A 24,525-nucleotide genomic window follows, 5' to 3' on the forward strand; every position below is an offset into this window, starting at 1 on the left:
TCAAACTACTCAGACTATCCAAATAGTTACATCTAGTAATTATTCAATGGATCAAATAACGATAATAACCTTGATGCGTTATCGTTTTTAAATATAACCAAAGAGTTACATTTCGCCATGTTGGCATACAAAAATTGATAATTTAAATTTTTGCCGATTCGAAGTTGCTGAGAGTGAGAGGGGGTACTACGAGGTAGGATAGTACAGCACGAAAGTGGGGGCGTTCGACTTGAGAATAGATCGATCATCTTGGGTAAAGGATGTTAAGAAGTGTTCACCATGTCTTTGAACACTTGTCTACCATGCCCCCGGTTGTACATGAGTCTGGTGTGATGAATAACTTGCCGATTAACTCCGCATACACTTGGATTTCTTGATCCGGTACATGGTGGAGTCCCCCTCTGCCAGCAAGGTTTCCAGGCTATGAGGTGCGGCGGGATCAAACTCGACAATGCCGTAGGAGAACGCCAGTTGGTAAGGGGTGATCTGAGAGGCATTATGTTCATCCACGTAGCGTTGCAGGGCTAAAATCCCCTGTTCGGCTTCGCTTTTGGTCCGGTTGCCCATCAGCGCGACAAACTCGTCACCGCCCAACCGGGCTATCACGTCAAAATAGCCAAACACCTGTTTCATCAGCTCGGAAAAGTAGACTAACGCCCGGTCACCTTCCCCATGGCCGTAGGTGTCGTTAATCAACTTGAATTTGTCGAGGTCGATAAATACCAGGCTGGCCTTAACCCCTTTCATCTGACAATGGTGCAGCATATGACCTGCCAGAGAGATAAAGCCACGGCGATTGGATATTTGCGTCAGTTCGTCAGAGGTTGATGCCTGAAAGGCACGTAGTTCATCCTCCACCATCGAGGCCAGATCGCGCAGCGCCACCGCATCTTCGGCATCAAACAGCCGAGGTTTATCATCAATCAGACACAGGGTACCCATCTTGAGATTGCCGGAGAAACTCAGTGGACAACCGGCATAGAATCGGACGTGTGGCGCATCTTTGACAAACGGGTTATCCGCAAAGCGCGCATCCTGCAATGTATCAGGAACCAAAAGAATATCGTTGCCCAGGATCGCGTGACCGCACAATGAGAGATCCCTTGGCGTTTCGGTAGCCGCCCCCAATCCACAGCTGGATTTGAACCATTGGCGATTTTCATCGATCAGGCTCACCAAGGCAATGGGGACACCAAACAGCCGGCGGGCCATACGTGTCACCCGATCGAAGCGCTCTTCTGGCAGAGTATCCAACAGATGCAGGGAACGCAGAGCCTTCAATCGCTGTACTTCATTCGCAGGTATCTCTGGCGTTTTCATGACTACATCCACTCCAATTAAACCCAAGGTCTTTCTCGGGAAAGCAAAACAGCAAGTTGCAGGATAATAGCGTTCGCCACCGCTGGCAATCCGATGCACAAAACAGATGCCACTTTGCCCCTGTTTTCAGCCGTTTGATTAGGCTATAGCCACTTAAACTAGGCGTTTTACCCGTCGTCTTTCAAGCTGCAGCGGTGTTAACTGCACTTACCCACCCCAGTCACTTACCAAAAGTAAGCTCCTGGGGATGAGTAAGTTTGTTGCCTAGCTGCAGCTTGAAATCCATAGGGTATCGCTAACAAGCAAGGCATCCGGTGTGGCAAAACCCTTTTTACGCAGTGGCAATCTAGATGACGTTCTTACATTGGGCGAAAATGGGCAACCTGTTTATGCGTTGGCGTCGCAGTTACGTGAGGCGTTGCGCCTCCAGCAACAGCCAGCCGTAGCGGATTGCCTGGCGATCCCGATCCCCAACGCGCAAGGCGACCGCATTGACTGGTATGCGCCCATTGCTGGACGGGCGATCTCCTGGCATGCGGCCGATGACGATGCACGGGCAGCCGCCTTGCCGCTTTTGGAACATTTCCAGATCACCGCAGAAGCCATCAGTCTACGCGCTCGCCACAGCGGTAAAGCCAACCTGCAAATGTTTGCGACGCTGCTCAGCAAGGCCATGCAGTTCCCGGATCAGAACGCCGTTTTCCTGGTGGATGGCAAACCGGTGATCACCTTCTGGGGCTGCGTGAAAGCCGATGGCAAGATCCGCACCGCGCCTTTGGATTGCCTGCGCCCGAAAGATCGCCCTGCTCCCCCCATCGCACCACCCATTATTGAACCCGTTGCTGAGCCCATTGCTGAACCGCAACCGCCTGCACCTCTGCCACCCGTCGCGGAGGACAAGTCTCACCACGTCTGGTGGCTGCTGCTACTGCCTGCTGCTTTCATTCTGGCCGCCGCGATCTGGTTGTTGCTCCCGAAGCCAACCCCTCAGGAAGCAATAAAAACGGTTGAGCCGGTCAAGGTACAACCCAAGCCGGTTATTACTCCCGCCGCTCTACAGTTGCCATTAGGCTATGCGGAGGTGCTGCCTCCGCCGGTCATCACGCCGGTGGTGGTGGATAAACTGGCGCTGACGCTACCCGCCGAAGCGGTAAAGATCGGTTCTACCGCCTTCCTCAACGGTAAATGGCGCGTCACCTTGGCGATCAAGGATCCGCTGACCGGCAAACCACCGAGCCTGCTGTATCAGTTTAACCGTGGCAAGGGCACCGCCAGGATCGTTCAAGGTGACAAAGTCACCTGTCGGGTCGAGGTCAACGCCGGTCTGATGCAGTCCGGCAATCTGGTGATCAACAGCCGTACCAAGGCCCGTTGCAGCGACGGCTCCCGTTATCAAATGCCGGAACTGGTGTGTAAGCAAGGTGAAGCTGGCACCGCCGCAGAATGCACCGGTCGTTACGGCAACAACGAAACGGTATTCCCTATGACGATCAAGCGCGAGAGTAAATAATGTTGGCGACCCCCATCGCATATCCGCAGCGCGTTACGCTGATACCCAACAGCGGGGTCCAATTTCTGGACTTCTCCCTTACGCCGGTAATGGATGCTGAGCGCCCAGGCAAATTTGTCCGCCAGACTGCCAACGGCCCACTGCTGCGGCTGAACTATCACGCGGCCAAAGATCGCTATTTCCTGCCGGTAGCCCCAGGCGAACCGGCCGAAATGGTGCGCCCGGAATTCAGCTTTCCTTTGGAGCAGTCATTGCGGCTGCTAGATCGCGTTTGGTTACCGCTGCCGTTCTTGCGCTTCAACCCGCCAAACAGTTTTCTCAGCGGGCCGGACAACTGGGCGCGTATACAAATCATACGTTTGGATCAGCCGGATCGGCAAGGCCACACGCTGCGCATCACGCTGGCATTTGATACCCAAGTCTATCCAGCAGGACATGAAAACCAACAGTTGGCTCCTAATCAGCAGGACATCGCCACCGGGCTGAGCTTTGCGCTAGCGCACCATAGCCAGGATTTGGGTGATTTCCTGGATGCCACCTGGGTGGACGGCTGGCTACGCGAGGCTTTTACCCAACAGGCCATCGCCCTGGAGCAGCGCCCGGAACGCAACATCAACGCTTCACTGCGTGAATTTGAATATCAGGCACACTACCTGAACCTGCTGGAACTGCTGGCCAGCCAGCTAAACGTGCCGAATATCACCCTAGGCAGCGATGTGCAGCAACCCGCAGTGAATGTGGATTTGATCCTCGATGTCGGCAACTCCCATACCTGCGGCATCCTGGTAGAAGATCACCCGGCGGAACGCAACGGCTTGAAACACAGCTATGAACTACAACTGCGCGATCTCAGCGAACCGCATTATCTGCACCAAGGCCTGTTTTCCAGCCGCACTGAGTTCGCCCCCGCCAACTTTGGCAAGGCAAATTACTCGTTTGAAAGTGGCCGCGACGATGCGTTCCTCTGGCCCTCGATGACCCGGGTGGGCCATGAAGCCTGCCGCTTGGCACTTCAGAGGCAAGGCGATACGGCATCTACCGGCCTGTCCAGCCCACGGCGCTATCTGTGGGATGAGGAGAGTTATGCCCCCGGCTGGCGTTTCAACCGTACGGCAGAGCATAGCCTACAAGAACCGCCTGCATTCGCGACTCCGCTGGCTCAGTTAATCAATGACCAAGGGCAGCCGTTATCCAGCCTGCCACCGGAAGAGCGCCTGCCGGTTTTCACCCCAAACTACAGCCGCAGTTCGCTGATGGCTTTAATGCTTAGCGAGCTGTTGGCTCAGGCGCTGATGCAGATCAACAGCGTTGCCCAGCGCCTCTCTTTGCGTGACGGGGCAGCACCTCGCCGTTTGCGTAATATCATTCTGACCCTGCCTTCCGCTATGCCGGTACCGGAACGTGAAATCTTCCGCCTGCGGATGCATGAGGCGATCGCGCTAGTGTGGCAAGGCATGGGGTGGCATTCGGCAGATGAAGATTTGAACGGCATAGCCAGTTCGGTGCCGGTCCCCGCCGTACAGATGGAGTGGGATGAGGCCACCTGCGGCCAGATGGTCTATCTGTATAACGAAATCCAGGTCAACTTCGCGGGCCAGGCTGAGGCGTTCTTTAGCGCCATGGCACGTCCGGACTCCGCTGAGCCGGGGAAAACGTTGCGTATTGCCTCAGTGGATATCGGCGGCGGCACCACCGATCTGGCAATTACCCAGTACCGTCTGGAAGAGACGGCTGGCAACAACGTCAAGGTGACCCCGCATCTGTTATTCCGTGAAGGCTTCAAGGTGGCGGGCGATGACATTCTGCTGGAGGTGATCCGCCTGTATCTGCTGCCCGCCCTACAGGCCGAATTCAAACGCGTCGGCGTGTCAGAACCGGCAGCACTGATGGCCGAACTGTTTGGCCAGGAAGAGAGCCCAGTATTGCAGCAACAAGTGACACTGCAACTTTTCATCCCACTCGCTCAGGCGATCCTGGAACGCTATGAAAGCTTCACCCCGGTGCAGACTCGCAGCGAGATCGACGCCGTGCTGGGCGAACTGTTGACGCAAAAACCCACCGATAACGTATTGAAATATATCAATGCGGCGGTGCAACGCGGTTTACCGGCAGAGGCAGAACTGTTCGACGTTTTGCAGACGCCGCTAATCCTGCGGCTGAGCGACTTGCACGCCGAATTCCTTTCACCGCGCATGGCGCTTACCCGCAATCTGCGGTTGCTGACCGAGGTGATCGCCCTGCACAACTGCGACGTGCTGTTGCTCACTGGCCGCCCTTCTCGTTTCCCTGGCATTCAGGCCCTGTTCCGGCAGCTACAGCCGGTGCCGATCAACCGCATCGTTTCGCTGGATGGTTATCACACCAGCGGCTGGTATCCTTTCAGCCAACAAGGGCGGATCGACAATCCCAAATCCACTGCGGCGGTGGGTGCAATGCTGTGTCTGTTAGCATTGGAGTTGCGCTTACCGGGCGTTTACTTCAAAGCGGCCGATTTCCGCCCTTATTCAACGGTGCGTTATCTGGGGCGCCTGGATGCAGACAACCGCCTGCCTGCCAATCAGGTTTTCTATGCAGATCTCGATCTGGATACCCCAGATGGCGGCTTGGACAGCAGCGTCAGCTTTGCCCTCAACGGTGCGTTGTGCCTGGGATTCCGTCAGTTAGATAACGAACACTGGCCCGCCGCGCCGCTGTTTACCCTGACGATTATCGATCCGCAGCTGGCGCGTAACCTGGCTGGCGATAACCTGTTACGGGTTAAAATTGCTCCGCAGCCGGGCTCTCCCGCTCGCTGGAGCATCACCAGCGCCGAACTGGAAGACGGTACCCCGGTGCCCACCGAACATCTGCAACTCAAATTGAATACGCTGATCGACAGTGCCACCGGGGCTACCCACTATTGGATCGACAGCGGGAGCATTTTTGCATGAAGTCAGCCATTCCCCCAATCTCCCCGCTTACCCAGCGCTGGCCGTTATTAAATCAAGGTATCGCTCAGGCACTGGCCTGGGCGGATAATACCCGCCTGCAGACGCCCCGTTTTGCAATGGAAGCGCCTACCTTAATGCTTAACCTGCGCCGATGTCGTATCCGGCTTCAGCGGTTGGCGGTTGCCGCCACCCAACGGGGAGCGCTGGGCTTTTATGGCCGTTCGCAAGCGGCAAAAGATTATCTGATCGCCTCACTGGCCTCGGCAGAAGCGGGCTGTCTGGCGACCACCTTCGCCGGTAAAACGCTTGATTACCTGACGCATATCCGCCCAGGGCACTCCGCCGTAGGGATAGCGATCCGCTTTAGCCACGCCGTACCTCAACAAGATCCTGATTATCCGGTGCAGCTTCAGCTGCTGACGGCGGTGGAGTTAGTGTGCATGCTGGCGCGTAGCAGTCATACGCAACAGGCAATAGAAAAAACAGAGTTCGAAGAACTTATCGCCTCGTTGACAAAACGTTGCCAACCTCAGGCGGTGCCGGGTATCGGTGCCGATGATATCGTCACCCTCTGGGATAGCTTGCGCACAGACGACCCTCGGTTACAACAGTGCTGGGACAGCGAATACTGGCCAAACGCCTTGGCTATCGCTCCCTATCTTTCCATTGATGACCGGGCGGATCTGTTTGCTCCGCTGTGGGGGGAAGAACCGGCATTAACCGCATGTTATCGCCGTCTGGCTTACCGGCTGGAGCAGTTGGGGGGCGCAGCAAGCGTGCTGGCTCCGCTCAGCCTGCTGACGGATGAAAATCAGCAGCCCAGCTACGGTATCCTGACGCCAGCAATGCTGGAAGAGACCGGTGACAAGGTTCAGCTCAAACTCAATAACGGCGTGATGACGATGCCCTTGGCAGAGCTGAGGTTATTGGCCGCAGAGTTGCTGATCCCTTTACAGAGCCACCCGGCCCACAGCGGCTTTGCGTCAACCGATTATCTGGATCTGCCTGCCTATACGACAGACGACGAGAGTCTGCAACAGGCCAAAAGCCTCACGTTGCTACAACGTTATAGCGACCAACAAGCTATGCAAGCTTTGATCGTCTGCCATGCTGCGGCCTGCCGTGAAGAAGCAACAATGGTCGGCCAGGCGCTGGATCATTGGGCACAACAACATCAGGAAGCCGATAGCCGTGGCCATCCCGAGTTGATCTGGGCATTTACCCCGTACGATCGGCGTTCGTCGGCCCATTTTGACCAAGCCGTACAACGTTACGTTGGCCATCCCGGCGAGGTTTGGGGAACGCTGCTGGCGATGAATGAAGATGAAGTCCGGCGTATGACCGACTACCTGCTCACTTCGGTGAATGTTGCCGCCCGTCATAATCGCCTGCAACAACGTTTCGATCGTCATGAGCAAGAGTTACGGCACAACCTGCTTGGCCGCTGGCTCAACGTAGCAACCGAGGATAAAGCGCCTCTCGCCAAGGCCACGGTAAAAGCGTTGCAAGACCGCACCACTCTGCACGGTGAACTACTGGAGCACCTGTTGCCAGACCGCGACGCCCTACTGCCACTCTTTTGCCAACAGCAGCAAGATCGCCCGCACAACGACGATCCCTTGGCGATCGCGTTAGATCTGTTTGACGAGCAACCTACTGTGGTATCTCCACTGGAGTCTGGCGCTAACGTGGTTTTGCAGGTGCAACAGCTATGGATCACCCAATTGCGTAATCTGGCTGAACATCGTGCGTTAATCGACCTGCTGGCGGTGGAAACAGCCACCTTGACCACGCTGGCCGATGAGTTGATCACCGCCAGTTTCCGGTTGGATATCTGGCAACGCCTAGGGAATGCCCTGGCCGACCCGGGACACGCGGGTCACAACAGAGAAAATCACGTCGAGCGGCAGATCGCCTGTACCTTGACGGTGCTGGGGGATTTTGTCGCCTGGCTTGGCTTCCAACTGCGTCCGCAGGCGCAACGGCCAGAAAGCCGCATTAACCGTGGCCATAAGATCTTTACCAAACCCAGCCAGAGCGCCGATCTACGCATGACCGCATTACCTGTCGAACCGATCAATAATACGGCGTTGTACATCTACGATTGGCTGGTGGGGTTATATCAATTAATTGCTGAGAATGCGGGCCACGGCGGTGCGCAAACACTCAGTGAACAGCAGCGTGAAAAGTTGGGTCGGATTATTCAAGAGATGGGTTAAACGGGCGCAGCATGCGGCGGCCCTACGGTCGAACATGTGAATTCAGCAGTCAGCAACTATAAGAACCTCTCTCCCAACGAGGAGAGAGGCAATTCAATTAAAAACGGTCAATCTGTACAATCTCATCAACCGGCAGTTTACCAATGCGTGGGTAAGGCTGGCTGATACCTTTGCCAATCGCCACCATCAGCGCAATCTGGTAGTGCTCTGGCTTATTGATGATCTTGCCCACGGCGTCAAAATCAAAGCCGTCCATTGGGCAAGAGTCATAACCTTGAGCCTTGGCCGCCAGCATCAACGTCTGAGCAAACAGACCGCTGCTGCGCATCACTTCATCACGCTGTACCTGGGCCTTGCCGCGGTAATATTGGTCAACAGCAGGCAACATAAACTGTTGCACCGGCTCTGCCGCTTCACGCCAGATGTTTTTCACCTGGGATTCCCAGCTGGACAGATCGCCACACAGCACAACCAGCATAGAGGCATCGGTTACCTGCGCCTGGCCCCAAGCCACTTCGCGGATATGTTCACGCTGGGCACGATCTTCAATCAGCAGCGGGCGCCAATGTTGCAGGTTGAAAGCACTAGGGGTGTTTTGCAGGGCAATATTGAGTAGCGCCTTCTTCTCATCCAGCGTCATCACATGCTGGGTATCAAACTGTTTGGTCGCGCGGCGTTGCTCAATAGCGTCAAGTGTATGCATTACTTCATGTCCTTTGATTAAGTTAACCCGCTTATTGTCGCTTTTTCGCAGCCTCTGTCCACCGGGATTTGTGATCCATTCGCGTCAGGCATCCTCTGCCGCCTTCAAGTAAATAGCGACTTCTGTTTTCGCAATTTAACCTGCACTAATCAGGCACAGATAAAAGCGTCAATAACATATATTTTTATAATGAAACAATGGACTGACATTTTAATTTTGAATAATAGAAACTGCAACACATGCGTTTTTATAGACAACCCCAGTTATTTATAGGTAATCTGCATTATTACCGAGGTGAAATTTACGGATTCAAGCGGTGAACATTTTCGGTTTACGCTCCAACTTACGGTGCCCTCAGCGCCGCCATAGCGACACTGATCGTGTTTTTAATGAAGGTATGGACTACATAAGGAAGCGATATGTCTAATTTGATTTACGCAAGTATTAACGGCAAGAGACAGGGCCTAATCTCCGCCGGATGCTCATCGCTGGACTCTATTGGCAACCGGTGCCAGGCTGGCCATGAAAATCAGGTGCAGGTATTAGGCTTAAATCATAGCATCAGCCGCGAACAGAACGTCTCCCACCACCCGGTACATTTTATTAAACCAATCGATAAGTCATCTCCTTTACTAGGTGTGGCAATAACGGAAAATGAACCGATAGACATCATTTTTTACTTTTACCGCGTCAATCCCGCTGGCCAGTTAGAGCTTTACTACGAAGTTAAATTGACCGAAGCAACCCTTGTCGACATCACCTGTATCTACCCCCATTCCATCGATGAGGGTGACAAAATGCCGTTTGAAAAGGTGCAGGTAAAGTATAAGTCCATTAGCTGGAGCCATAAGAGCGCGGGCACTTCGGGTTATAGCATCTGGGATGACAGGGTATACTGATCCTAAAGACCAGGCACTCTTTATTGGAGTGTCTGGTTTATGATTGTCCGCATAGTTTTATGTCTTTTACATACTTATTAGGGAGCATCAGCGATTTACTTGGGCAAACCTTATAATCGTTATTTATTAGGTTTTGATCTATATATGTAGATGAGAGCATGCCAAATACAATGCCAAGCACTGGAAGAATGCCCAAGGTATTACCTAGTTTAGTATTCATTTTTACAAACTCGTTTTTTACCACACTACAAACTATCAAATATACAAAATACAAAATGAAAGGAACTACAAATATCATGAACCCAGACTTCCAAGAGTAGTTCACGACATCATTTAATGTGAAAAATTCTATAAATCCACTTAAAGGTATCCAGCACCCTAAAAAAGCAAAGAGTAAAAGAAAGGCTGCAAAAAAACCATATAGCCCTCTAGTTACGTCATCCATGTTTTCCCCTTGCGTTAAAAACCAATATCATCCATGACTAAGTCCCTTTAACTACTGAAGAAATAACAATTTCACTACGGACAGAGCTTTAGATCTCTTACGTATTCATTAGGCGCTACCCAAGACGCTTTTGAGCATACTTTATACCCTCTCTCTTTGAGATTATGCCCAATGTATATGGAGGAAAATAAGCTTATTATAGCGCCAAATACAGCGAATAAAGTTAATGAATTAGCGAGTTTGTTATTCATGGCTGGAACCTTGTTTTTTATTACGCACAAAACCGCCAAATATGAAAAGTAGAACAGCAAAGGGGTTCCGAATATGAACACACCTACTTTCCAAGAGAAAATAATGACATCGCTTAATTTAAAAAAAGACAAATACCCACTTAGCGAAACCCAGCTAAGCCAGCATGATAGTAAAAAAACAAAGACTCCAAATAATCCAACTAGCGGTCTATTTATTTTAACCACGGCTATATCTCCCCCAAGTGTTAAAAAATTGATCTGGATGATACGGGGCGTTATGCTCTTTATATGATTTCAGATGCTTAATAATTCTTTCACTTATTTTTAATTCGCTATCCAACCGGTATAAACCATAACTAATACCAAGCCCAAGTAAAAATATACCACCAGCTATAGCAATAACACTGCCTCCAGTAATCATAAGACTGGTAGCTATCGTTTTTGCTCCCCAAGCAATCCCCACAGATACCGCCAATTTAGCCATATCCATGGTTAAATTCACAAAAAAATCGGTTAAACCATACTCATCTTTTAGCAATAGCTCAACGGCTCGATAAGCTGCGGCAAACACAATACAGAATCTTGCCCCACCAATAATGCCATTCTCTATACCTCTGGTCCCGATGCCTATATCTAATATTCTCTGGTTATCAATCAGGTAGCGGGTAGCATTTAAATACCTTCTGATACCAGGGTATCCCGACAAACGGATGTAGCGATTGCCATTCCTCCCCACGTATTCGGTTGCCGTGACGCCAAACCCTCTCAGCTCCATCGCGATCCTGCCCACGGACAGTGACTCGGCGATATTGCCAGCAAAAGACGACATCGGGTCGGTGCAGGAAAACATCGCGTCCTTCCACGACTGGTTGGCATTGGGATCGCATAAGGTTTTTAAGAAATACTGTGCCTCCTCTACCGTGAGTAAGGCATACATATTCTCATCTTTCATTTCGTTGAGCTGAGCGTGCAACTTTTGATAGTTGATATCCGCGTGTTGCCGCTTAAAATCAAGGTGATCTTGCAGGCGGTAGTCATCTTCAACAAAAGTTTGCGAAACCGGATCGTATCTCATAAGCCTTCAGTCCCTCGATTTAGCCTAAGTCAACACAGTATATGAGTTTGTTTGTCACAATCCCATAAATTTCTCTCACCAATGCGAGAGACGTCAGTTTTTCTCAGCGTGGTGGAAACCATGCTATATAGTTGCACGTTAGTGGGTTACATAACGGGAAATAGGATTTTGCAGTCAATTTACGTTTTCCATTACATTCATAAAGTGAATGAATAGCACTGTATTTGGCGGCAGCCATCACGCTGTGCCGTCTGCTGGTACAACCCGTGTATACGGAGTATCTGACCTCGGTGTGGAATAGTGACGTTGTCACCTTCCCTCATCAACCGTTGGACGCCTTTGCTCAGTTGGCCAGCCTGCGTTTAGCCTCGTGGGTCGTATTGATCGCTGGCGTGTGCGCGCTGGCACTCTGCTGGCGTTCCCAACGTATCAACAAGCGGTTGCTTACCTTGGGCAGCGGGTTGATTGTGGTCGCTGAAGTGCTGCTGCGCGTTGGCTTCTTCAATATCCAATAACTGCAGACTTCTCTAGTCACATGGGGGCGCCAGGAGCCCCCTATGAATTACTTCATCGTTTTGGCATCGTTATTGGCATACACCTGATGGCGTTTGTGCATTTCCAGCGCGTCGTTGTAGTTGCTATACAAGGTCTGATAGCGCTCCAGGCAGTAAACGACCAGTAGCGGCAACAATGCACAAAGGTATAGCGGGATAAATTGCGGAGTGATCTGCAATACCGCAAACACCAGGCAGATCGCAATAGCCCACAGCTGCGAAGCCAGCAACCAGAGCAGACCACGCTGCCAACGTGTCAGCTTGCCGGTGAACGCCCAGGGAGCAGCAGGCGCAGAGTTGGCGTCCAGCGTGCCATTGAGTAACTCCCCAAACAACACATAGCGCCGCGTCCGGCTGGCAAACGCCAGCATAAACAGCGTCACCGCCCCCATCAGGATCATAAACGCGACGATAAAGGCAGGATCGGCGTAGCCGGGAGCCAGGCTAAATGCAGGCTTACGGGCAATCGGCAAGACCAGGGCGAAATTGGTTAACAGATTCAATAGCAAATCTTCGGCCACCAATCTTGGCAAACGGCGCTGCCGAGGTCGATAGGTTTCGGGCTCACTATAGGACTTCAAGGCCAGCAGGATATTGAACGGCGTTGATTTGCCTAGCTGAACCACCATTAATGCTGGCAGCACCAAGACACCAAGCAGCCCAATCAAGGGATAATGCCAGTTTGGGCCGCATAGCCATATCAGCCCGCTCAGTGCTGCCGCGAGGCACAGTATGACCAAAGAAGCCCAGCCAGGCTGGTACAGCAATTTCGCCATTCCTGCTATTTTACGCTCTTTATACTGCCCCGCGATCGCTTGCGGGTTTTTAAACACCCTCAAGGTAAATACGCTGTACGCCCAGTAGCCTTGACCATCGCGCATCATACTCCAGACAATCGACAGACAGATTGCCCCCAACCCGGCGATCATCTCCGGCAGAGTAATATCAATGACGTTGCGGATCAGTGACGAGGTGAGAATAGCCGAGACCAATACCACGGGGATCACGGCTCCTCGCATGTATCTTTGGCTGAAAGTAGTCAATGTTGGCATCATATCGCCCTTATCCCGCATGCTTAACACTGCTGCCAACGAGATGGTAATAGTGTTGGATATGGTAATCCTCGTCAGCCCCGTAGTGCTCCGCCAACAGGTGGCTGAGGATTTTCTTGTTGCTGATCTCCAGATAGCGGCGATGTCCCATCTGGGCCCACCGATCCATACTTTCACGCCAGCGCACGGTATGGATAAGGTGCAACGCCAAATTTTCCTTGATCTGTGCCACGTCGTATTCCGCTTTACCACTGCTGTTCATGATCAGCGGGCAAACCGGCGAAGAGAATGGTAGGTCGGCCAATGCCTGGCGCATCTGTGCCACCCCATCCTGCATCAACGGTGTATGCCAGGCACCATTGACGCCCAACTTGATGGTATTTACCCCAAGGCGCGCCAGATGATTAACCAGGGTTTTAACGGCGGTCAGTTCCCCTCCTACCACTTGCTGTTGGTGCCCGTTGTCACAGCACACGTTGAGTACGGTTCCCAACCCAAGATTGTCGATCTGCTCGCGCAGCGCATCATGGCTGTAGGGCTTGACCACATACATCGCCCCTTTGCGCTGTTCGGCCAGGTTTTGCATGATGGTCGCGCGCAGCGTGATCGCACGGAACAGCGTTTCCAGATCCATCACCCCGGCGGCATACAGCGCGGTATATTCACCTGCGCTATGCCCGGCATAACCGGTTTCCAACACGGGAGTCCGTTCGCGTAACAACGTCAGCATGGCGGCGTTAACGGTGGTGACGGCCAACTGCTGATAAAGGGTTTTAGTCAGGCGTGTCATCGGCCCTTTCTGGCACAGCTTGCGTACATCCAGCCCGGAAACATCGCTGGCACAATCCCACACCGCCTTGGTGCCCGGTGAAACATCACAGACATCGCTGCCCATGCCGAGCGCCGGGGATCCTTGTCCTGGGAAAATCATCATCCAACCGTCCGCGACGTTAGTTGCGGCCGGTGTATTACCAATTGATTCGCATACCTGCATAGATATTTCCTTTTTCTCCGAAGGTGCCAAACTCACTCTCTTTACTGCCGAAGCTGGCGGCAACGCCGCTATAAGCCTCAATGTTGTTTTTGAGCGGCGTGCTCAGGTGCAGATTCAGCACGTTGCTGCCATCCACCAGGTTGACCATGCCGGAGACCGACCAGTCGATACTGCCGACCTGCTCTTTATTGGTACGCGTATAGAGGGTGAGGTAGTGTTTGCCGAGCAGGTCGCCGCCCCGCCCGACGTTATCGGTTTCTGCCGCCATCATGCGGGAGTACTGCTGATAGCCGTTACGGATATCCGCCATGAACGATGGCGGTAGCGGTGGCAATGACTGACCGTAACCCCCATTGACGAAGCGAATGGTGTCGACGTTGTCCTGCCACTCACTGCGGCTGTAGCCCTGGCTCTGACCATAATATTCCGCGCCGTATTCACTTTGATCGCCAGTGGTGTAACGCAGGCCAACACCGATATCCGCTTGCGCACCATTGGCGCGCACCTTGTACGGCTCCTGCACATTGGCAAGTTGGCGCATGGCACGTGCGGAAGCCATGTCCAGGTGACGCCAGGTCTGCCCATGGGAAATCGACCCCTCAACGCTGAGGATCAGCATATCCGTCAGGTTGCCACTAGTGCCTAGCGCCACGGTTTTCCGATCGCCAGCCAGTAGCGAAAAAGTCGGGTTGAAGGCCTTCAGACCTGTCGCGGTATAACTGGCATAGTATCTGTCGGTACTGTTGGTGCGCAGGATCGCGTCCCATTCCGAGGCGGCTTCCTGACGCTGGTGGTTGCGCTTGAGGCGCGGAAAGGCCGCTAACGTGAAGGTCCCTTCGTTGCGGTACCATGAGCTGCTGATGCCATACGCCCCTTCATCATAGAAATTGCGCCCGCGCTCCCCCAAGCCAAATACCCGTACGCTACGCATATTGCCGTTGATATTGCGCAGCAGGTCGAGCGGCGCAACCGAGAACAGATAACCACTGGTTTTACGTACCTTACCGGCATCAATATACCCACTGTCGCTGACCGCCCAACTGGCAGTGGCTTCGTTGAGTATGCCCAGCCCCTGGCGGCGCTGATCTTCCAGGGCTCCCGGCTGACCTGCCTGGAGAGCGTATTCACCACTGGCCTGCGCCTTGACGCTGAGGGTCTCGGTCAACGTACAGCGGGCCACGCCGGAAAGGTACAGATTGGCAATAGCGTTGTTACGAAATGCCGGGTCGTCAAACTGCCATAATGAGTCCGAGGTATGGGACGATATCCCCTCCATACCCGCGTAACCGCGTTGGATAAGACAGTCAACCGCCCAGCTGCTGCTACTATAGGCGCCCACCAGCAGCAGAACCCCGCTAATCGGGGATCGCCTGCTCGCCATCAACCGTTCAACCTCAGCAGATACTCTTTCTGGAAGTTACTTTCCGGCAACGATTCCAACCGGATGTCGCTGTAACGCATGGTGGTGTAGTTATCCTTGCGCAGCGCGTCTTCCACCACGATGGTGGTGGGCCGCATCTGGCCTAACACCTGCTGATAATCGCGATAGTACGAGCGCTTGATCGGCACACCGTCGGCGGAAAGGAAGTCGGCCCGGCTAGGGAAACCGGTATCTTTTTCCACCCAGTAACTGATCGCTGGATAAGTGACATAGGGCCAACGGCGCTGTAACGAAAGTTTGTAGCAGATCGTCTGGCCACAGGCCTCTTCACCCACCAGCCGGGAGATATAGGAGTAATCAAAGTCTGCGGCAACCACGTCACCGTTGGAGATCTGCCCCACCAGGCGTTGCTGGCGGGAAATGGGGATCGGACGCCGCAGGTCTGGAGCGTAATACCACATTTTGTCCAGATCGGAGAGTAAGGCTTTGCCTTTGTCGCGTACCGGGGAGATAAAACGCACCAACGCACGCGCATCCCCTTTCTCTACCTGCTCCGAAGGCTTATAGAAGCGCATGGAAATATCCAGTACCTGCTGGTTTTCCGTGACATCACGCCCTCCCTTATGTTCCAGCAGTGTCAGCGTATAGCGGAAAGGCCGGTCGGGTGCCCTCACGCGATCGGCACGACGGATAATCTCACGGGCCTGCTGATCTTCCTGGGTCAGGCTGTTCAGTTGATGACGATCCAACAGATCTGCCGCCTGAGCCACACCCGACAGACCCAGTAACACCAGGCATCCAGCTAATTGATATTTCATGGGAACGGTCCTTGTTTATGGGGCTATATATCCAGCATCATGCCAAGATCGGCAATAAGGGTGGAGCCACGTATGGCGCTCGACTGCTCAGAGACCAGAAACGCGGTAATGTTGGCCACTTCTTCCGGCTCCACCTTCCAGCGGCGCGGCGCGTTATTCCAACGTTCGAACATTGCTGACCACAGCTCGTCCAGGTACGGCAGCATATCGGTGTTCACCACCCCGGCGCAGATGCCGTTGACCCGGATATTGCGGTCATACAGTTCCACCTCCAGGTAGCTCACCAGATTTTCCAGTGCCGATTTAGCGATGCCGAGCGGGTATTTTTCCAATACGCGCTGGCTGCCTAGACTGGAAATCACGCAGATCGTACCGCCCTGGGGCATCATCGGTACCACTTCTTGTACGCAGGCGGTGTTGCCGATCAGGTTGGTATTGAGCAACAGCTTCCAGTCGCTGCGCGTCATGTCCATAAAGGCTTTGAACGGCGCGGCGGCGGCATTCAGCACCAGATGATCGATACGTTCGATCCCCTGCTGTCTGAGCTTTTTCATCATTTCACTGATATCGCGCGGTTCGGCGATATCCGCTTTGGCCAAAGTCACCTTCACGCGGGTTTCTGCTGCGACAAAGCGTTGCAGATTGGCCGCACTTTTCCCCTGATCCTTGCGGTAGTTGAGGATCAGGTCATAGCCCTCTTGCGCCAGTTTTTCGGCGATCGCCATACCAATGCCACGGCCTGCGCCGGTAATGAGTACGGTTTGTCCCTTTGACATGTCTCTTCTCTCCCTGAGGGGTTAAACAAAGCGGAACGCTTGCGCTATAACCAGTTTCGATGCCCGGCGTGCCGGGATAATGGACGCTATCAATGCCGTCACCAGCGGCAACGCGCAGGAGAACCAGAACAGATTGAAGTCCTGATCCCACAGCACAAAGGCCAGATAGCCCTGGGTATAACCAGGCGAAGGCGGCATCGGTATGCCGTTGATATTGATCAGTGCAGCGATAAGAATGCCGAAGCTGACGCTCAGCGCCGAGCCAATAATGCCAATGATGATCCCTTCCAACACAAACAAGCGGCCAATATAGGCTTGGTTAAGACCGAGTGCGCGCAGCGTAGCGATTTCGCGGGTACGCTCAATGACGTTCATCATCAACGTGTTGCCAATCATGAACACCACGATGACGCTGACGATGGATTTGATAAACAGGAAGATCCCTTCAAACAGATTCACCACCTGATGATAGAAAATGGCCAACTCATCCCATGAGCGCGCCTCCAGCTTGAGCTGATGCTGGTCAATAAGCTGGTTGATCCGCGCTAACACTTCTTCGGTTTGGTTGGTGTCCTGCAGCATGATGATGATTTTACTGACATCCTGGGTCTGCAACAGACGCTGGGCCGTTTGCAGCGGCATCTTGATCGCCGTATCGTCGTATTCTTTGATGCCGGACTGGAAGACGCCGCGCACCTGAGAAGACATGGCGTTTTGCCCACCTTGCGGGTTGACCACCAACATATCGACCCAGTCGCCATAGCCCGCCGACAAGGCATTGGCGATACCAGAACCCAGGGTGATGTCCTGCTGCTCAACCCGCGACAGGTCGCTACCAGAAATGATTTTATCCAGCGAGCCCAATACCAACGAGGTTAGAGGTTCGATCCCCACGCCGGTAAAGAAGGTGGAAGCCCCCTTGTCATACTGGGAAATGATGCCGGTAAACGCCAGTTGCCCGGTAATGGTGGCGATCTTCGGGGCAATCACCGGATCGGCCTGCAGGAGCTGTTTCACCTCATCGTAATTATCGATGGTGTACTGCAGCGAATTGTTGGCTCCACTGCTGAGGTAGCCTTGCTGATAAAGTTGAATATGCCCCAGGTTGGTGCGGATGGTTTGTTCTCGCAGCGCCCAGAACGAGTAATCGACAAACCCGCCAAAGATAAAGACCGCCACCCCTCCCAGAGTGATCGCCAGTAGCGTCACCCCGGAACGACGGCGCTGGCGAAACAGATTGAGGAAGGTGTAACGGATATCGGTAGGTTTACGGATCGCCGTCACGATCACCACCAACAAGGCGTAAATGATAATTATGTTGGCAACCCAGAACAGGATATTCATCATAGCGGCACCTCCGACAGCGGCTGGATGATGGCTTTGAGTTCAGCAGGCGTCCATTCAGGTGCCGTACTTTGCTCGGACAGACGTTTCCCCTCTGCGCCCTGCTGTGCCAACGCCGCCCAGGCCGCCTTGGCATCGGCCACACGTTGGCAACTGGCCAGCGCATGCGCGGACATCAGCGTGATCATCGGTTTCAAATCAGCGGGCACCGCCGGGTTCTGCTGCAAATAGTCCAGGTCTTTCAAGGCCACGACGCAACGGCCATGGGTAGCTGGAACAAATGCATCCATCCGCACACGCAGAAAGCGCATCTGCCAGTCGCTCCCTTCGCTTTCCGCCGCTTCATCTATGTAGAAAAAGCCCAGTTTTGAGGTTTCTGCCGCACGCATATAATTCTTCTTGGCCAGAAAATCCGTGGCCATAAACAGTTGCGCGTAGCCATAAAACATTTTGGCAATGTGGCGTTCCGGGTGCTGTTGATACAAGGCTTGCAACTGGTTGGCCGCACGGGTCAACGTACTCATTGGTGCTTGGGAATTAACCGTCAGGATCGCCTTTAAGCTGGGGTTGTCCTGCGCTTCCGGCAAACCAGTGGCCTGCGACAGCCCACTGGCCAACACCAATAAAGTGACAGCGTAACGCTTAAGCGATGACAAAATCATTTTCCAACTCTCCATCCCTGATTTCCAACACCCGTTTGGCCCGATCGCGCAGCGTCAATGAATGGGTGGAAATAACAAACGTGGTTTTCAGTTCCTGATTCATGGTAAGCAGCAGATCGACGATCTCCTGCCCGGTACGGGTATCCAGATTGCCGGTGGGTTCATCGGCAACGATCAAACGTGGGCGTTTCACCAGCGCACGGGCGATCGCCACGCGCTGCTGCTGCCCGCCGGAAAGCTCGCCGGGCGTGCGTTTGTAGTGCGCCGCCAACCCCACTTTTTCGATCATGTCCATCACCTGGTCCTGCGCCACGCGGCGGCTGAAGCCGTTAAGCATCAGTGGGTAATAAACGTTATCGAACACGCTCAGTACCGGCAGCAGGTTAAAGAACTGGAATACGAAGCCGATAGCATCAGCACGCAGGCGAGCGGTTTGTTGGTCATTGAGCGTGGAAAGGTCGTTACCCAGCAAATAGACATGGCCACTGGTGGGATAATCGATACCGCCCATCAGATTGAGCAGCGTGCTTTTACCACTGCCGGATGGCCCACATAACGCGATAAATTCGCCGTCATGGATTTCGGTGGTAATCGATCCCAGCGCCACAATGGCACCCGGCCCTTTACCAAAGCGTTTGCCTGCCTGTTGCATCGACACCACAGGCAGAGGTTGTGCAATACGTAGGGTGGTCATGATGTTCCCCGCTGATTTGACGGTAAGTGACAGGCTTGCGGTACCCAGTTCTCCAGCAACCAGGCTCCTCCCTCACCGTCGAGCACACTCAACAAGCTGTGCCCGGTGATATTGCTTTGCAGTAGATACTGCCAGGCCAACGCCGGATTCATGCAGCCGCTGTCGCCGTAGAGTTCACTGAGCGAGACGCAAGCCAGACCGGCAGGCAACTGTTCAAACGCTTGCCGCTGCACGGCGCGAAATGACAGTGCCGGTGGTGTTACGCCCAACACGGCCTGGGTATCCGTAGCCAGATACCGCTTACAGTGGTCGGCCAGCTGCAGCGCGCGCCGCTGGGTAGAACCCGACAAGGCTTGATAGTCACTCAAATGCAGAGCAACGCCCTGGCCTGGTTGCTTTTTGAGGATCAGGCAACCGACACGCTCAACGCTGAACTGACTGTTGGCAGGGATCGGCCCCCGTTTGCTGGATGAAGGAAAGTGTTCGGCCTCAGAGAAAACCAACGCTGGGAAGCTACGGAATTGGCCACAGATGATGACGTTATCGGCCATATTACTGTTCAGGCAGTCTTGCGCCATCCGCAACGCACTCACCAAACCGTTACGCTCACCGCGCAATTTGCAGGTGAAATCCTTGATACCGTAATCCCTCACGATACCTTTGGGCAGAATATCGACGCTCAATGAGTCTCGCCAGCTATTGACCCCTTCAAATACCGATGCCTCGCCCCAGGAATCACAATAAATCAACGCATTACGCTCATTGCGCAGGCGAAACTCCCCTTTACTCCCCAACTGAGCCACCGCCTGAGCACAGGCCGCACTCATATCGTTCAACCAGCCACGATAATTGGCTTTACGCAGCGCCTCTTCAGGCAGCATTTCACTGTCAATGCCGAAACGACGGAACAACCACTGGTCGCTGCCCGCTTTGGCGTTGGCTTTTTTATGCAACCAGGCTTCCCACACGTTGTACCAGCTAGGAAAAAACCGTTGCATCGGCGTGCAGGGTTCCAGCAGGGAAAACCCCACCAGATTGATGGCTGCCGCCGGTATCACTTGTTTAACCGTGTTCATCTACATCCTCACTGTTAGCGGAGATCACCATGGCGATGGCCGAGCCATCGAGCCCGATGCCAGACTTGAGGATGTGCTGCCGTTTCAGTGCCAACGGCGGGCTATCGGCATGAACATGAATTTGCAGACTGTCGTTAATCGGGTAACGCGTGGTCAGCGCCAGCAGACGACGTTGTTGTAGCGCATCCGCCGCCAGCATCAGATCCAGCAAACCACAGCAGCTCTCCATATAACCGACCTGCCCCTTGTAACTGACCACCGGAACCCCGCATTTCCCCCAGACTTTTTGCAGCGCCATGGCTTCTGCCTTGTCGCTGGCGATCACCCCATTGGCATGAGGGAAAACGCAGGCGATATCTTGCGCGGTGAGCCCGGCTTCCAGCAGTGCCCGCTCAAACGTCTGGGCGATGGTGCGGAAATCCGCCGTGAAGGAACTGCTACCCCTGGCACCGCTGCTCTGGCAAAACACTGAGCTGCGCAAATTAACAGGCGAAGTAAAGTTGCGCTGACGAGCGTGTTGCTCGCTTTCAACGATCAGCGCCACGACACCGTTGGTGGGTAGAATGCAGCTGTTATGGCTGCTAAACGGTTGTGAACCCTCTTCCCCCAGCATGTCCTGGCCCCCCAGGAAGACAATGTCCTGCGTCATCGTTTCAAACCAGCCAACGACCAGCACCAAATCAACCTCATTGGCAGCAATGGCCGAGTGGGCCAAATGGACCGCCGCTAAAGAAGAGTTGCTGGCGCAATAAAGTGAAACCGGTGGCCAACTGAGCTGATAACTTTGCGTCAGCTGTCGCGCCAGCCGATCCTGACCGTAACTCTTGGCATGCAGCCGTTTGATTTTTGGAAATAACCGCAGCTCTTCCTGGTCGTTGCGCTCCTGATACCCCATAAAATCAGCAATGTCGGGCCGTTCACCATGGCCAACCAGATAAACTCGAACCCGCTTTCCCTGCAATTGATCCGTTGTCATCCCAGCTCCGGCAAGCGCCTGATTGATAACCGGTTGCAGGCGGGTAAACGTCGTACCGGCTGGCTGAGGGTCAGCAACATGGTGCGGGTTGCAACTCAAACGCAGATCCTGCCATTCGCTTTCGGTGGCGAACCAGGGCTGTGTGCTGGCCAACCTGTTTTCGCTCAGGCCCTTGATCAGCGCCGGACAATCCGGCGCATAAGCACTGGTGACGCCCCAACCACTCAGGACGACATTCTGAATCACGCCAGACTCCTCAGCACCACGGCATAGTGATTGCCGCCTTCCGTTGCGCCGAGCACCAGAGCGTTACGGACGATTTTCTTCAGCGGTTGGGTGACAAAGGCGATATCCTCCGCACAGAAGTTTTCGGTGTAAGGGATCGGCAGGATTTCACCCCGCTTCATAATCTCCGTGACCACCGCGATATTGAGGATACCGACGCAGGACTCCACCAGACCAAACCAGGCGTTGTAGTTAACAAACGGCAGGTTACGGCGAGCCTCACCGAAGGCGCTACGGATCGCCCCAATCTCAACGGCATCACGGGCGGCAGTACCATCACTGGTGCCACAGATCAGATCCACCTCTTGCGGCTCAATGTCGGCTTCGTGCAATGCCTGACGAATGGCCACCGCCATGGACTCGATCCGCGCTGGCATATCATCCTTGGCGAAGTAGCAGCCATCGCTGGATTTGCCATAGCCGACAATCTCGGCGTGAATGTGGGCGCCACGATCCTGGGCATGCTGTAAATCTTCAATCAGCAGCATGCCCGCACCTTCACCTGGGATATAGCCTTTGGCGTCCTTGCTGTAGATCTGGAAATCAGCTGGGTCGTGAGTCAGCAGCAGATCGCTGTTCAGCGCCTGCAGGCAGATGACGAAGGTGTTCATATTTTCATCCGCCCCCCCTACAATCATCTGCGGTTGCAGATCCTGGCGGACCAACTCGTAGCCGTAAGTCAATGCGCCCAAACCGGCATTGATACCTGTGGCCAGTGAGGTGTTATAGCCCTTGATCCCTTCAGAAATGGAACAGAAGGTCGAAATGGCATTCATCAGCGCACCTGGAAATTCGGAGGTCCGCACTTTGGTTGGGTCAGGGAACAGGCTTTGCAGGTAACGATCCACCGTCGAATGCGGCCCTTTGGACATGCCAAGGATCATGCCAATCGACTGACCGTCCCGTTTGATCTTACGCCCGGCGTCATTCATGGCTTGGGTAAGAGCCAGTAACGCAAAGGTACTGATGGTATTGGCTTTACGCGGGTCAAAGCGGCGTAGTGTCTTACGGGCATCCAACCCTTGCACCTGATGCACCCCGCCCGGTTTGTTCAGCTCATATTCCACATCCTGTGCGCCGAAGCGGTTACTCATGTAGTTAGCCACACCCTGGTTTTTCAGCATGACATTGAGTAATTCACGAAATCCATGGCGTGTATCGTCATCGAGCTCCGGTGAGAAAAGTTGTGACAGTGGCTTCTGCGCCCACATTGTTTCCAGCATGCTTTGCAAGGTGTGGCCCACCGAATTGACGGCCCCCATGCCGGTGATCGCGACGCGTTTGGGTTGATAATGCGTTACCGGACTTTGCTCAGGCTTGACGCTGGCAATCACACAGCAGTTATTACCGCCAAAGGCATAGTTGTTCTTCATGAACATCTTGACTTCGGCTTCCTGGAACTCGTTGGGCACGTAGTTGAGATCGCAGTTTGCGCGCGGCGTAGTGAAGTTGAGCGTTGGCAGGATCTTGTTTTCCGGCAAGGTCAGGAAGCAGGCGGTCAGCTCAATGATCCCGGCGGCGCCGATATTGTGCCCCACATAAGCCTTGGTTGAACTCACCGGAATAGCCATGATATTCGGGAAGACCTTCTTCATGGCCAGCGTTTCGCAGCGATCGTTAGCATCTGTGCCGGTACCGTGGGCGTTGATATAATCAATATCCTGCGGCCCAATCTCGGCATTCTGCATCGCATGGCGCATCACCTGTACTGCCCCTTCGGCCCGAGGGTCTGGGGCAGTCTCGTGATAGGCATCGCAAGAGGTGGCGTAAGAGACCATCTCGCCATAGATCGTCGCGCCACGAGCGACGGCATGTTCATATTCCTCCAGCAACAAAGCGCCAGCACCTTCACCAACCGACATCCCTGGAGCACCGGAGAACGGGCTGGACGGCGTACGTTTCATGGCATGGAGAGCGTAAAATCCGGCAAAGGTCGGCAGATAGACAGGCTCGGTACCAATCACCAACACCGTGGCATTCTTGCCGTTCTGGATCAGGTCATAACCAATCCCCATCGCATTGGTACTGGCCGTACAGGCGGTAGCGACCAGTTCAAAGCCCCCTTTCAGCCCCAGCAGTGAAGAGACAATGGCGCTACAGGAAGAAAAACTGCCGGAGACCATGGCCTTCTTCAACGAGAAGCGCTCCGTTTGACGTTCGATCAGCGGCATAAAAGGCTCGGTACCGGCAGAGGAAACGCCGATGATCAGCCCGGTTCTATCCCGTAGTTCTCCGCGTGGTAACTGCCCTTGCTGCAAAGCCTCATGGCCAACCTTATAGGCCCACAACGAAGCATTATCCAAAGAGGCAACGGTATCAGCAGGGAGATCGGGCCAACTCAGAGGCTGTAATACCTCGGAGGCGTTCGCATCCTCGAACCATTCCAGGTACTTTTTACTGGGCTTGATCCCACAGGTTTTATTCAGCAGTGCCTGTTTGAACTCGGCAACGTTAGTGGCAATGGAAGAGAGGTGACCCATACCGGTGATCACCACTCGTTTACGCGTGACTGTCATAGTGTCTTCCGTGTCAGCAAACCAGAAATCGAATGTGAGTGCGCC

Annotated in this window: 21 protein-coding genes; 5 read left to right on the plus strand and 16 right to left on the minus strand. The window is 53.8% G+C overall.

Features of this window, described 5'->3' with window-relative positions:
- Positions 1-348: 348 nt before the first annotated feature.
- Positions 349-1,320: a GGDEF domain-containing protein gene (locus tag WN53_RS21215; protein ID WP_046808259.1), complete on the minus strand. Its 972-nt coding sequence runs from the start codon at positions 1,318-1,320 to the stop codon at positions 349-351.
- A gap of 316 nt (positions 1,321-1,636) precedes the next feature.
- Between WN53_RS21215 and WN53_RS21220 the strand changes: the two genes are divergently transcribed.
- Genes WN53_RS21220 through WN53_RS21230 form a run of 3 tightly spaced genes read left to right on the plus strand, consistent with a single transcriptional unit; the run spans position 1,637 to position 7,979 of the window.
- On the plus strand, positions 1,637-2,830 hold the full coding sequence (locus WN53_RS21220; protein WP_024486457.1) for an SrfA family protein: 1,194 nt from the start codon (positions 1,637-1,639) through the stop codon (positions 2,828-2,830).
- Positions 2,830-5,760 carry a virulence factor SrfB gene (locus tag WN53_RS21225; protein ID WP_024486458.1) on the plus strand — a complete coding sequence of 977 codons (2,931 nt, stop codon included), beginning with the start codon at positions 2,830-2,832 and terminating at the stop codon, positions 5,758-5,760. The genes WN53_RS21220 and WN53_RS21225 overlap by 1 nt, the downstream gene beginning before the upstream one ends.
- Positions 5,757-7,979, plus strand: coding sequence for a virulence factor SrfC family protein (locus WN53_RS21230; RefSeq protein ID WP_024486459.1), 2,223 nt, complete (start codon positions 5,757-5,759; stop codon positions 7,977-7,979). Before WN53_RS21225 ends, WN53_RS21230 begins: the two co-directional genes overlap by 4 nt.
- Before the next feature lie 97 nt (positions 7,980-8,076).
- On the opposite strand, the gene WN53_RS21235 is transcribed toward WN53_RS21230, so the two are convergent.
- Positions 8,077-8,682: a nitroreductase family protein gene (locus WN53_RS21235; protein WP_024486460.1), complete on the minus strand. Its 606-nt coding sequence runs from the start codon at positions 8,680-8,682 to the stop codon at positions 8,077-8,079.
- Between the two features lie 419 nt (positions 8,683-9,101).
- Here WN53_RS21235 and WN53_RS21240 point away from each other — a divergent pair, with 419 nt between their 5' ends.
- Positions 9,102-9,581, plus strand: coding sequence for an Hcp family type VI secretion system effector (locus WN53_RS21240; RefSeq protein ID WP_046808260.1), 480 nt, complete (start codon positions 9,102-9,104; stop codon positions 9,579-9,581).
- 37 nt (positions 9,582-9,618) lie between these two features.
- Here WN53_RS21240 and WN53_RS21245 read toward each other — a convergent pair whose 3' ends face one another.
- The 3 genes from WN53_RS21245 to WN53_RS27675 form a co-directional block, all read right to left on the minus strand.
- A complete protein-coding gene (locus WN53_RS21245; RefSeq protein ID WP_024486947.1) occupies positions 9,619-10,026 on the minus strand; it encodes a DUF1240 domain-containing protein in 408 nt (135 codons plus the stop codon).
- A 74-nt stretch (positions 10,027-10,100) separates the two neighbouring features.
- A complete protein-coding gene (locus WN53_RS27670) occupies positions 10,101-10,502 on the minus strand; it encodes a DUF1240 domain-containing protein (protein ID WP_071845659.1) in 402 nt (133 codons plus the stop codon).
- Positions 10,495-11,352, minus strand: a complete 858-nt coding sequence (locus WN53_RS27675; protein ID WP_024486949.1) for a hypothetical protein — start codon at positions 11,350-11,352, stop codon at positions 10,495-10,497. The genes WN53_RS27670 and WN53_RS27675 overlap by 8 nt, the downstream gene beginning before the upstream one ends.
- A 224-nt stretch (positions 11,353-11,576) precedes the next feature.
- On the opposite strand from WN53_RS27675, the gene WN53_RS21255 reads away from it, so the two are divergent.
- The gene (locus WN53_RS21255; protein ID WP_024486950.1) at positions 11,577-11,867 is read left to right on the plus strand and encodes a hypothetical protein; all 291 of its coding nucleotides are present in this window, start codon (positions 11,577-11,579) and stop codon (positions 11,865-11,867) included.
- A 47-nt stretch (positions 11,868-11,914) separates the two neighbouring features.
- Here WN53_RS21255 and WN53_RS21260 read toward each other — a convergent pair whose 3' ends face one another.
- The 11 genes from WN53_RS21260 to WN53_RS21310 are packed head-to-tail and all read right to left on the minus strand — an operon-like array spanning position 11,915 to position 24,480.
- Positions 11,915-12,961, minus strand: coding sequence for a hypothetical protein (locus WN53_RS21260; protein WP_152526638.1), 1,047 nt, complete (start codon positions 12,959-12,961; stop codon positions 11,915-11,917).
- A 7-nt stretch (positions 12,962-12,968) separates the two neighbouring features.
- Positions 12,969-13,952, minus strand: coding sequence for an ACP S-malonyltransferase (locus WN53_RS21265; protein ID WP_052754326.1), 984 nt, complete (start codon positions 13,950-13,952; stop codon positions 12,969-12,971).
- Positions 13,927-15,333, minus strand: coding sequence for a hypothetical protein (locus WN53_RS21270; protein WP_046808262.1), 1,407 nt, complete (start codon positions 15,331-15,333; stop codon positions 13,927-13,929). The genes WN53_RS21265 and WN53_RS21270 overlap by 26 nt, the downstream gene beginning before the upstream one ends.
- Positions 15,333-16,151, minus strand: coding sequence for an outer membrane lipoprotein-sorting protein (locus WN53_RS21275; protein WP_080949248.1), 819 nt, complete (start codon positions 16,149-16,151; stop codon positions 15,333-15,335). Before WN53_RS21275 ends, WN53_RS21270 begins: the two co-directional genes overlap by 1 nt.
- A 23-nt stretch (positions 16,152-16,174) precedes the next feature.
- Positions 16,175-16,927: an SDR family oxidoreductase gene (locus WN53_RS21280; protein WP_046808263.1), complete on the minus strand. Its 753-nt coding sequence runs from the start codon at positions 16,925-16,927 to the stop codon at positions 16,175-16,177.
- A 21-nt stretch (positions 16,928-16,948) separates the two neighbouring features.
- Entirely contained in the window at positions 16,949-18,274 is a 1,326-nt protein-coding gene (locus WN53_RS21285; RefSeq protein WP_080949249.1) for an ABC transporter permease, read from the minus strand.
- Positions 18,271-18,933, minus strand: coding sequence for a hypothetical protein (locus WN53_RS21290; protein WP_024486300.1), 663 nt, complete (start codon positions 18,931-18,933; stop codon positions 18,271-18,273). The genes WN53_RS21285 and WN53_RS21290 overlap by 4 nt, the downstream gene beginning before the upstream one ends.
- Positions 18,914-19,627, minus strand: a complete 714-nt coding sequence (locus tag WN53_RS21295; RefSeq protein ID WP_037413124.1) for an ABC transporter ATP-binding protein — start codon at positions 19,625-19,627, stop codon at positions 18,914-18,916. The genes WN53_RS21290 and WN53_RS21295 overlap by 20 nt, the downstream gene beginning before the upstream one ends.
- The gene (locus WN53_RS21300) at positions 19,624-20,703 is read right to left on the minus strand and encodes a hypothetical protein (protein WP_024486298.1); all 1,080 of its coding nucleotides are present in this window, start codon (positions 20,701-20,703) and stop codon (positions 19,624-19,626) included. The genes WN53_RS21295 and WN53_RS21300 overlap by 4 nt, the downstream gene beginning before the upstream one ends.
- On the minus strand, positions 20,690-21,925 hold the full coding sequence (locus WN53_RS21305; RefSeq protein ID WP_024486297.1) for a beta-ketoacyl synthase N-terminal-like domain-containing protein: 1,236 nt from the start codon (positions 21,923-21,925) through the stop codon (positions 20,690-20,692). The genes WN53_RS21300 and WN53_RS21305 overlap by 14 nt, the downstream gene beginning before the upstream one ends.
- Positions 21,922-24,480, minus strand: a complete 2,559-nt coding sequence (locus WN53_RS21310) for a beta-ketoacyl-[acyl-carrier-protein] synthase family protein (protein ID WP_024486296.1) — start codon at positions 24,478-24,480, stop codon at positions 21,922-21,924. Before WN53_RS21310 ends, WN53_RS21305 begins: the two co-directional genes overlap by 4 nt.
- Between the last annotated feature and the right edge of the window lie 45 nt (positions 24,481-24,525).

Source organism: Serratia fonticola (genome assembly GCF_001006005.1).
Taxonomy (GTDB): domain Bacteria; phylum Pseudomonadota; class Gammaproteobacteria; order Enterobacterales; family Enterobacteriaceae; genus Chania; species Chania fonticola.

What these genes read in the sequence shown, in the direction of transcription:
- WN53_RS21215 (WP_046808259.1), bottom strand. Translation starts at nt 1,320, where the DNA reads ATGAAAACGCCAGAGATACCTGCGAATGAAGTACAGCGATTGAAGGCT.
- WN53_RS21225 (WP_024486458.1), top strand. Translation starts at nt 2,830, where the DNA reads ATGTTGGCGACCCCCATCGCATATCCGCAGCGCGTTACGCTGATACCC.
- WN53_RS21230 (WP_024486459.1), top strand. Translation starts at nt 5,757, where the DNA reads ATGAAGTCAGCCATTCCCCCAATCTCCCCGCTTACCCAGCGCTGGCCG.
- WN53_RS21235 (WP_024486460.1), bottom strand. Translation starts at nt 8,682, where the DNA reads ATGCATACACTTGACGCTATTGAGCAACGCCGCGCGACCAAACAGTTT.
- WN53_RS21240 (WP_046808260.1), top strand. Translation starts at nt 9,102, where the DNA reads ATGTCTAATTTGATTTACGCAAGTATTAACGGCAAGAGACAGGGCCTA.
- WN53_RS21245 (WP_024486947.1), bottom strand. Translation starts at nt 10,026, where the DNA reads ATGGATGACGTAACTAGAGGGCTATATGGTTTTTTTGCAGCCTTTCTT.
- WN53_RS27675 (WP_024486949.1), bottom strand. Translation starts at nt 11,352, where the DNA reads ATGAGATACGATCCGGTTTCGCAAACTTTTGTTGAAGATGACTACCGC.
- WN53_RS21260 (WP_152526638.1), bottom strand. Translation starts at nt 12,961, where the DNA reads ATGATGCCAACATTGACTACTTTCAGCCAAAGATACATGCGAGGAGCC.
- WN53_RS21265 (WP_052754326.1), bottom strand. Translation starts at nt 13,952, where the DNA reads ATGCAGGTATGCGAATCAATTGGTAATACACCGGCCGCAACTAACGTC.
- WN53_RS21270 (WP_046808262.1), bottom strand. Translation starts at nt 15,333, where the DNA reads ATGGCGAGCAGGCGATCCCCGATTAGCGGGGTTCTGCTGCTGGTGGGC.
- WN53_RS21275 (WP_080949248.1), bottom strand. Translation starts at nt 16,151, where the DNA reads ATGAAATATCAATTAGCTGGATGCCTGGTGTTACTGGGTCTGTCGGGT.
- WN53_RS21280 (WP_046808263.1), bottom strand. Translation starts at nt 16,927, where the DNA reads ATGTCAAAGGGACAAACCGTACTCATTACCGGCGCAGGCCGTGGCATT.
- WN53_RS21285 (WP_080949249.1), bottom strand. Translation starts at nt 18,274, where the DNA reads ATGATGAATATCCTGTTCTGGGTTGCCAACATAATTATCATTTACGCC.
- WN53_RS21290 (WP_024486300.1), bottom strand. Translation starts at nt 18,933, where the DNA reads ATGATTTTGTCATCGCTTAAGCGTTACGCTGTCACTTTATTGGTGTTG.
- WN53_RS21295 (WP_037413124.1), bottom strand. Translation starts at nt 19,627, where the DNA reads ATGACCACCCTACGTATTGCACAACCTCTGCCTGTGGTGTCGATGCAA.
- WN53_RS21300 (WP_024486298.1), bottom strand. Translation starts at nt 20,703, where the DNA reads ATGAACACGGTTAAACAAGTGATACCGGCGGCAGCCATCAATCTGGTG.
- WN53_RS21310 (WP_024486296.1), bottom strand. Translation starts at nt 24,480, where the DNA reads ATGACAGTCACGCGTAAACGAGTGGTGATCACCGGTATGGGTCACCTC.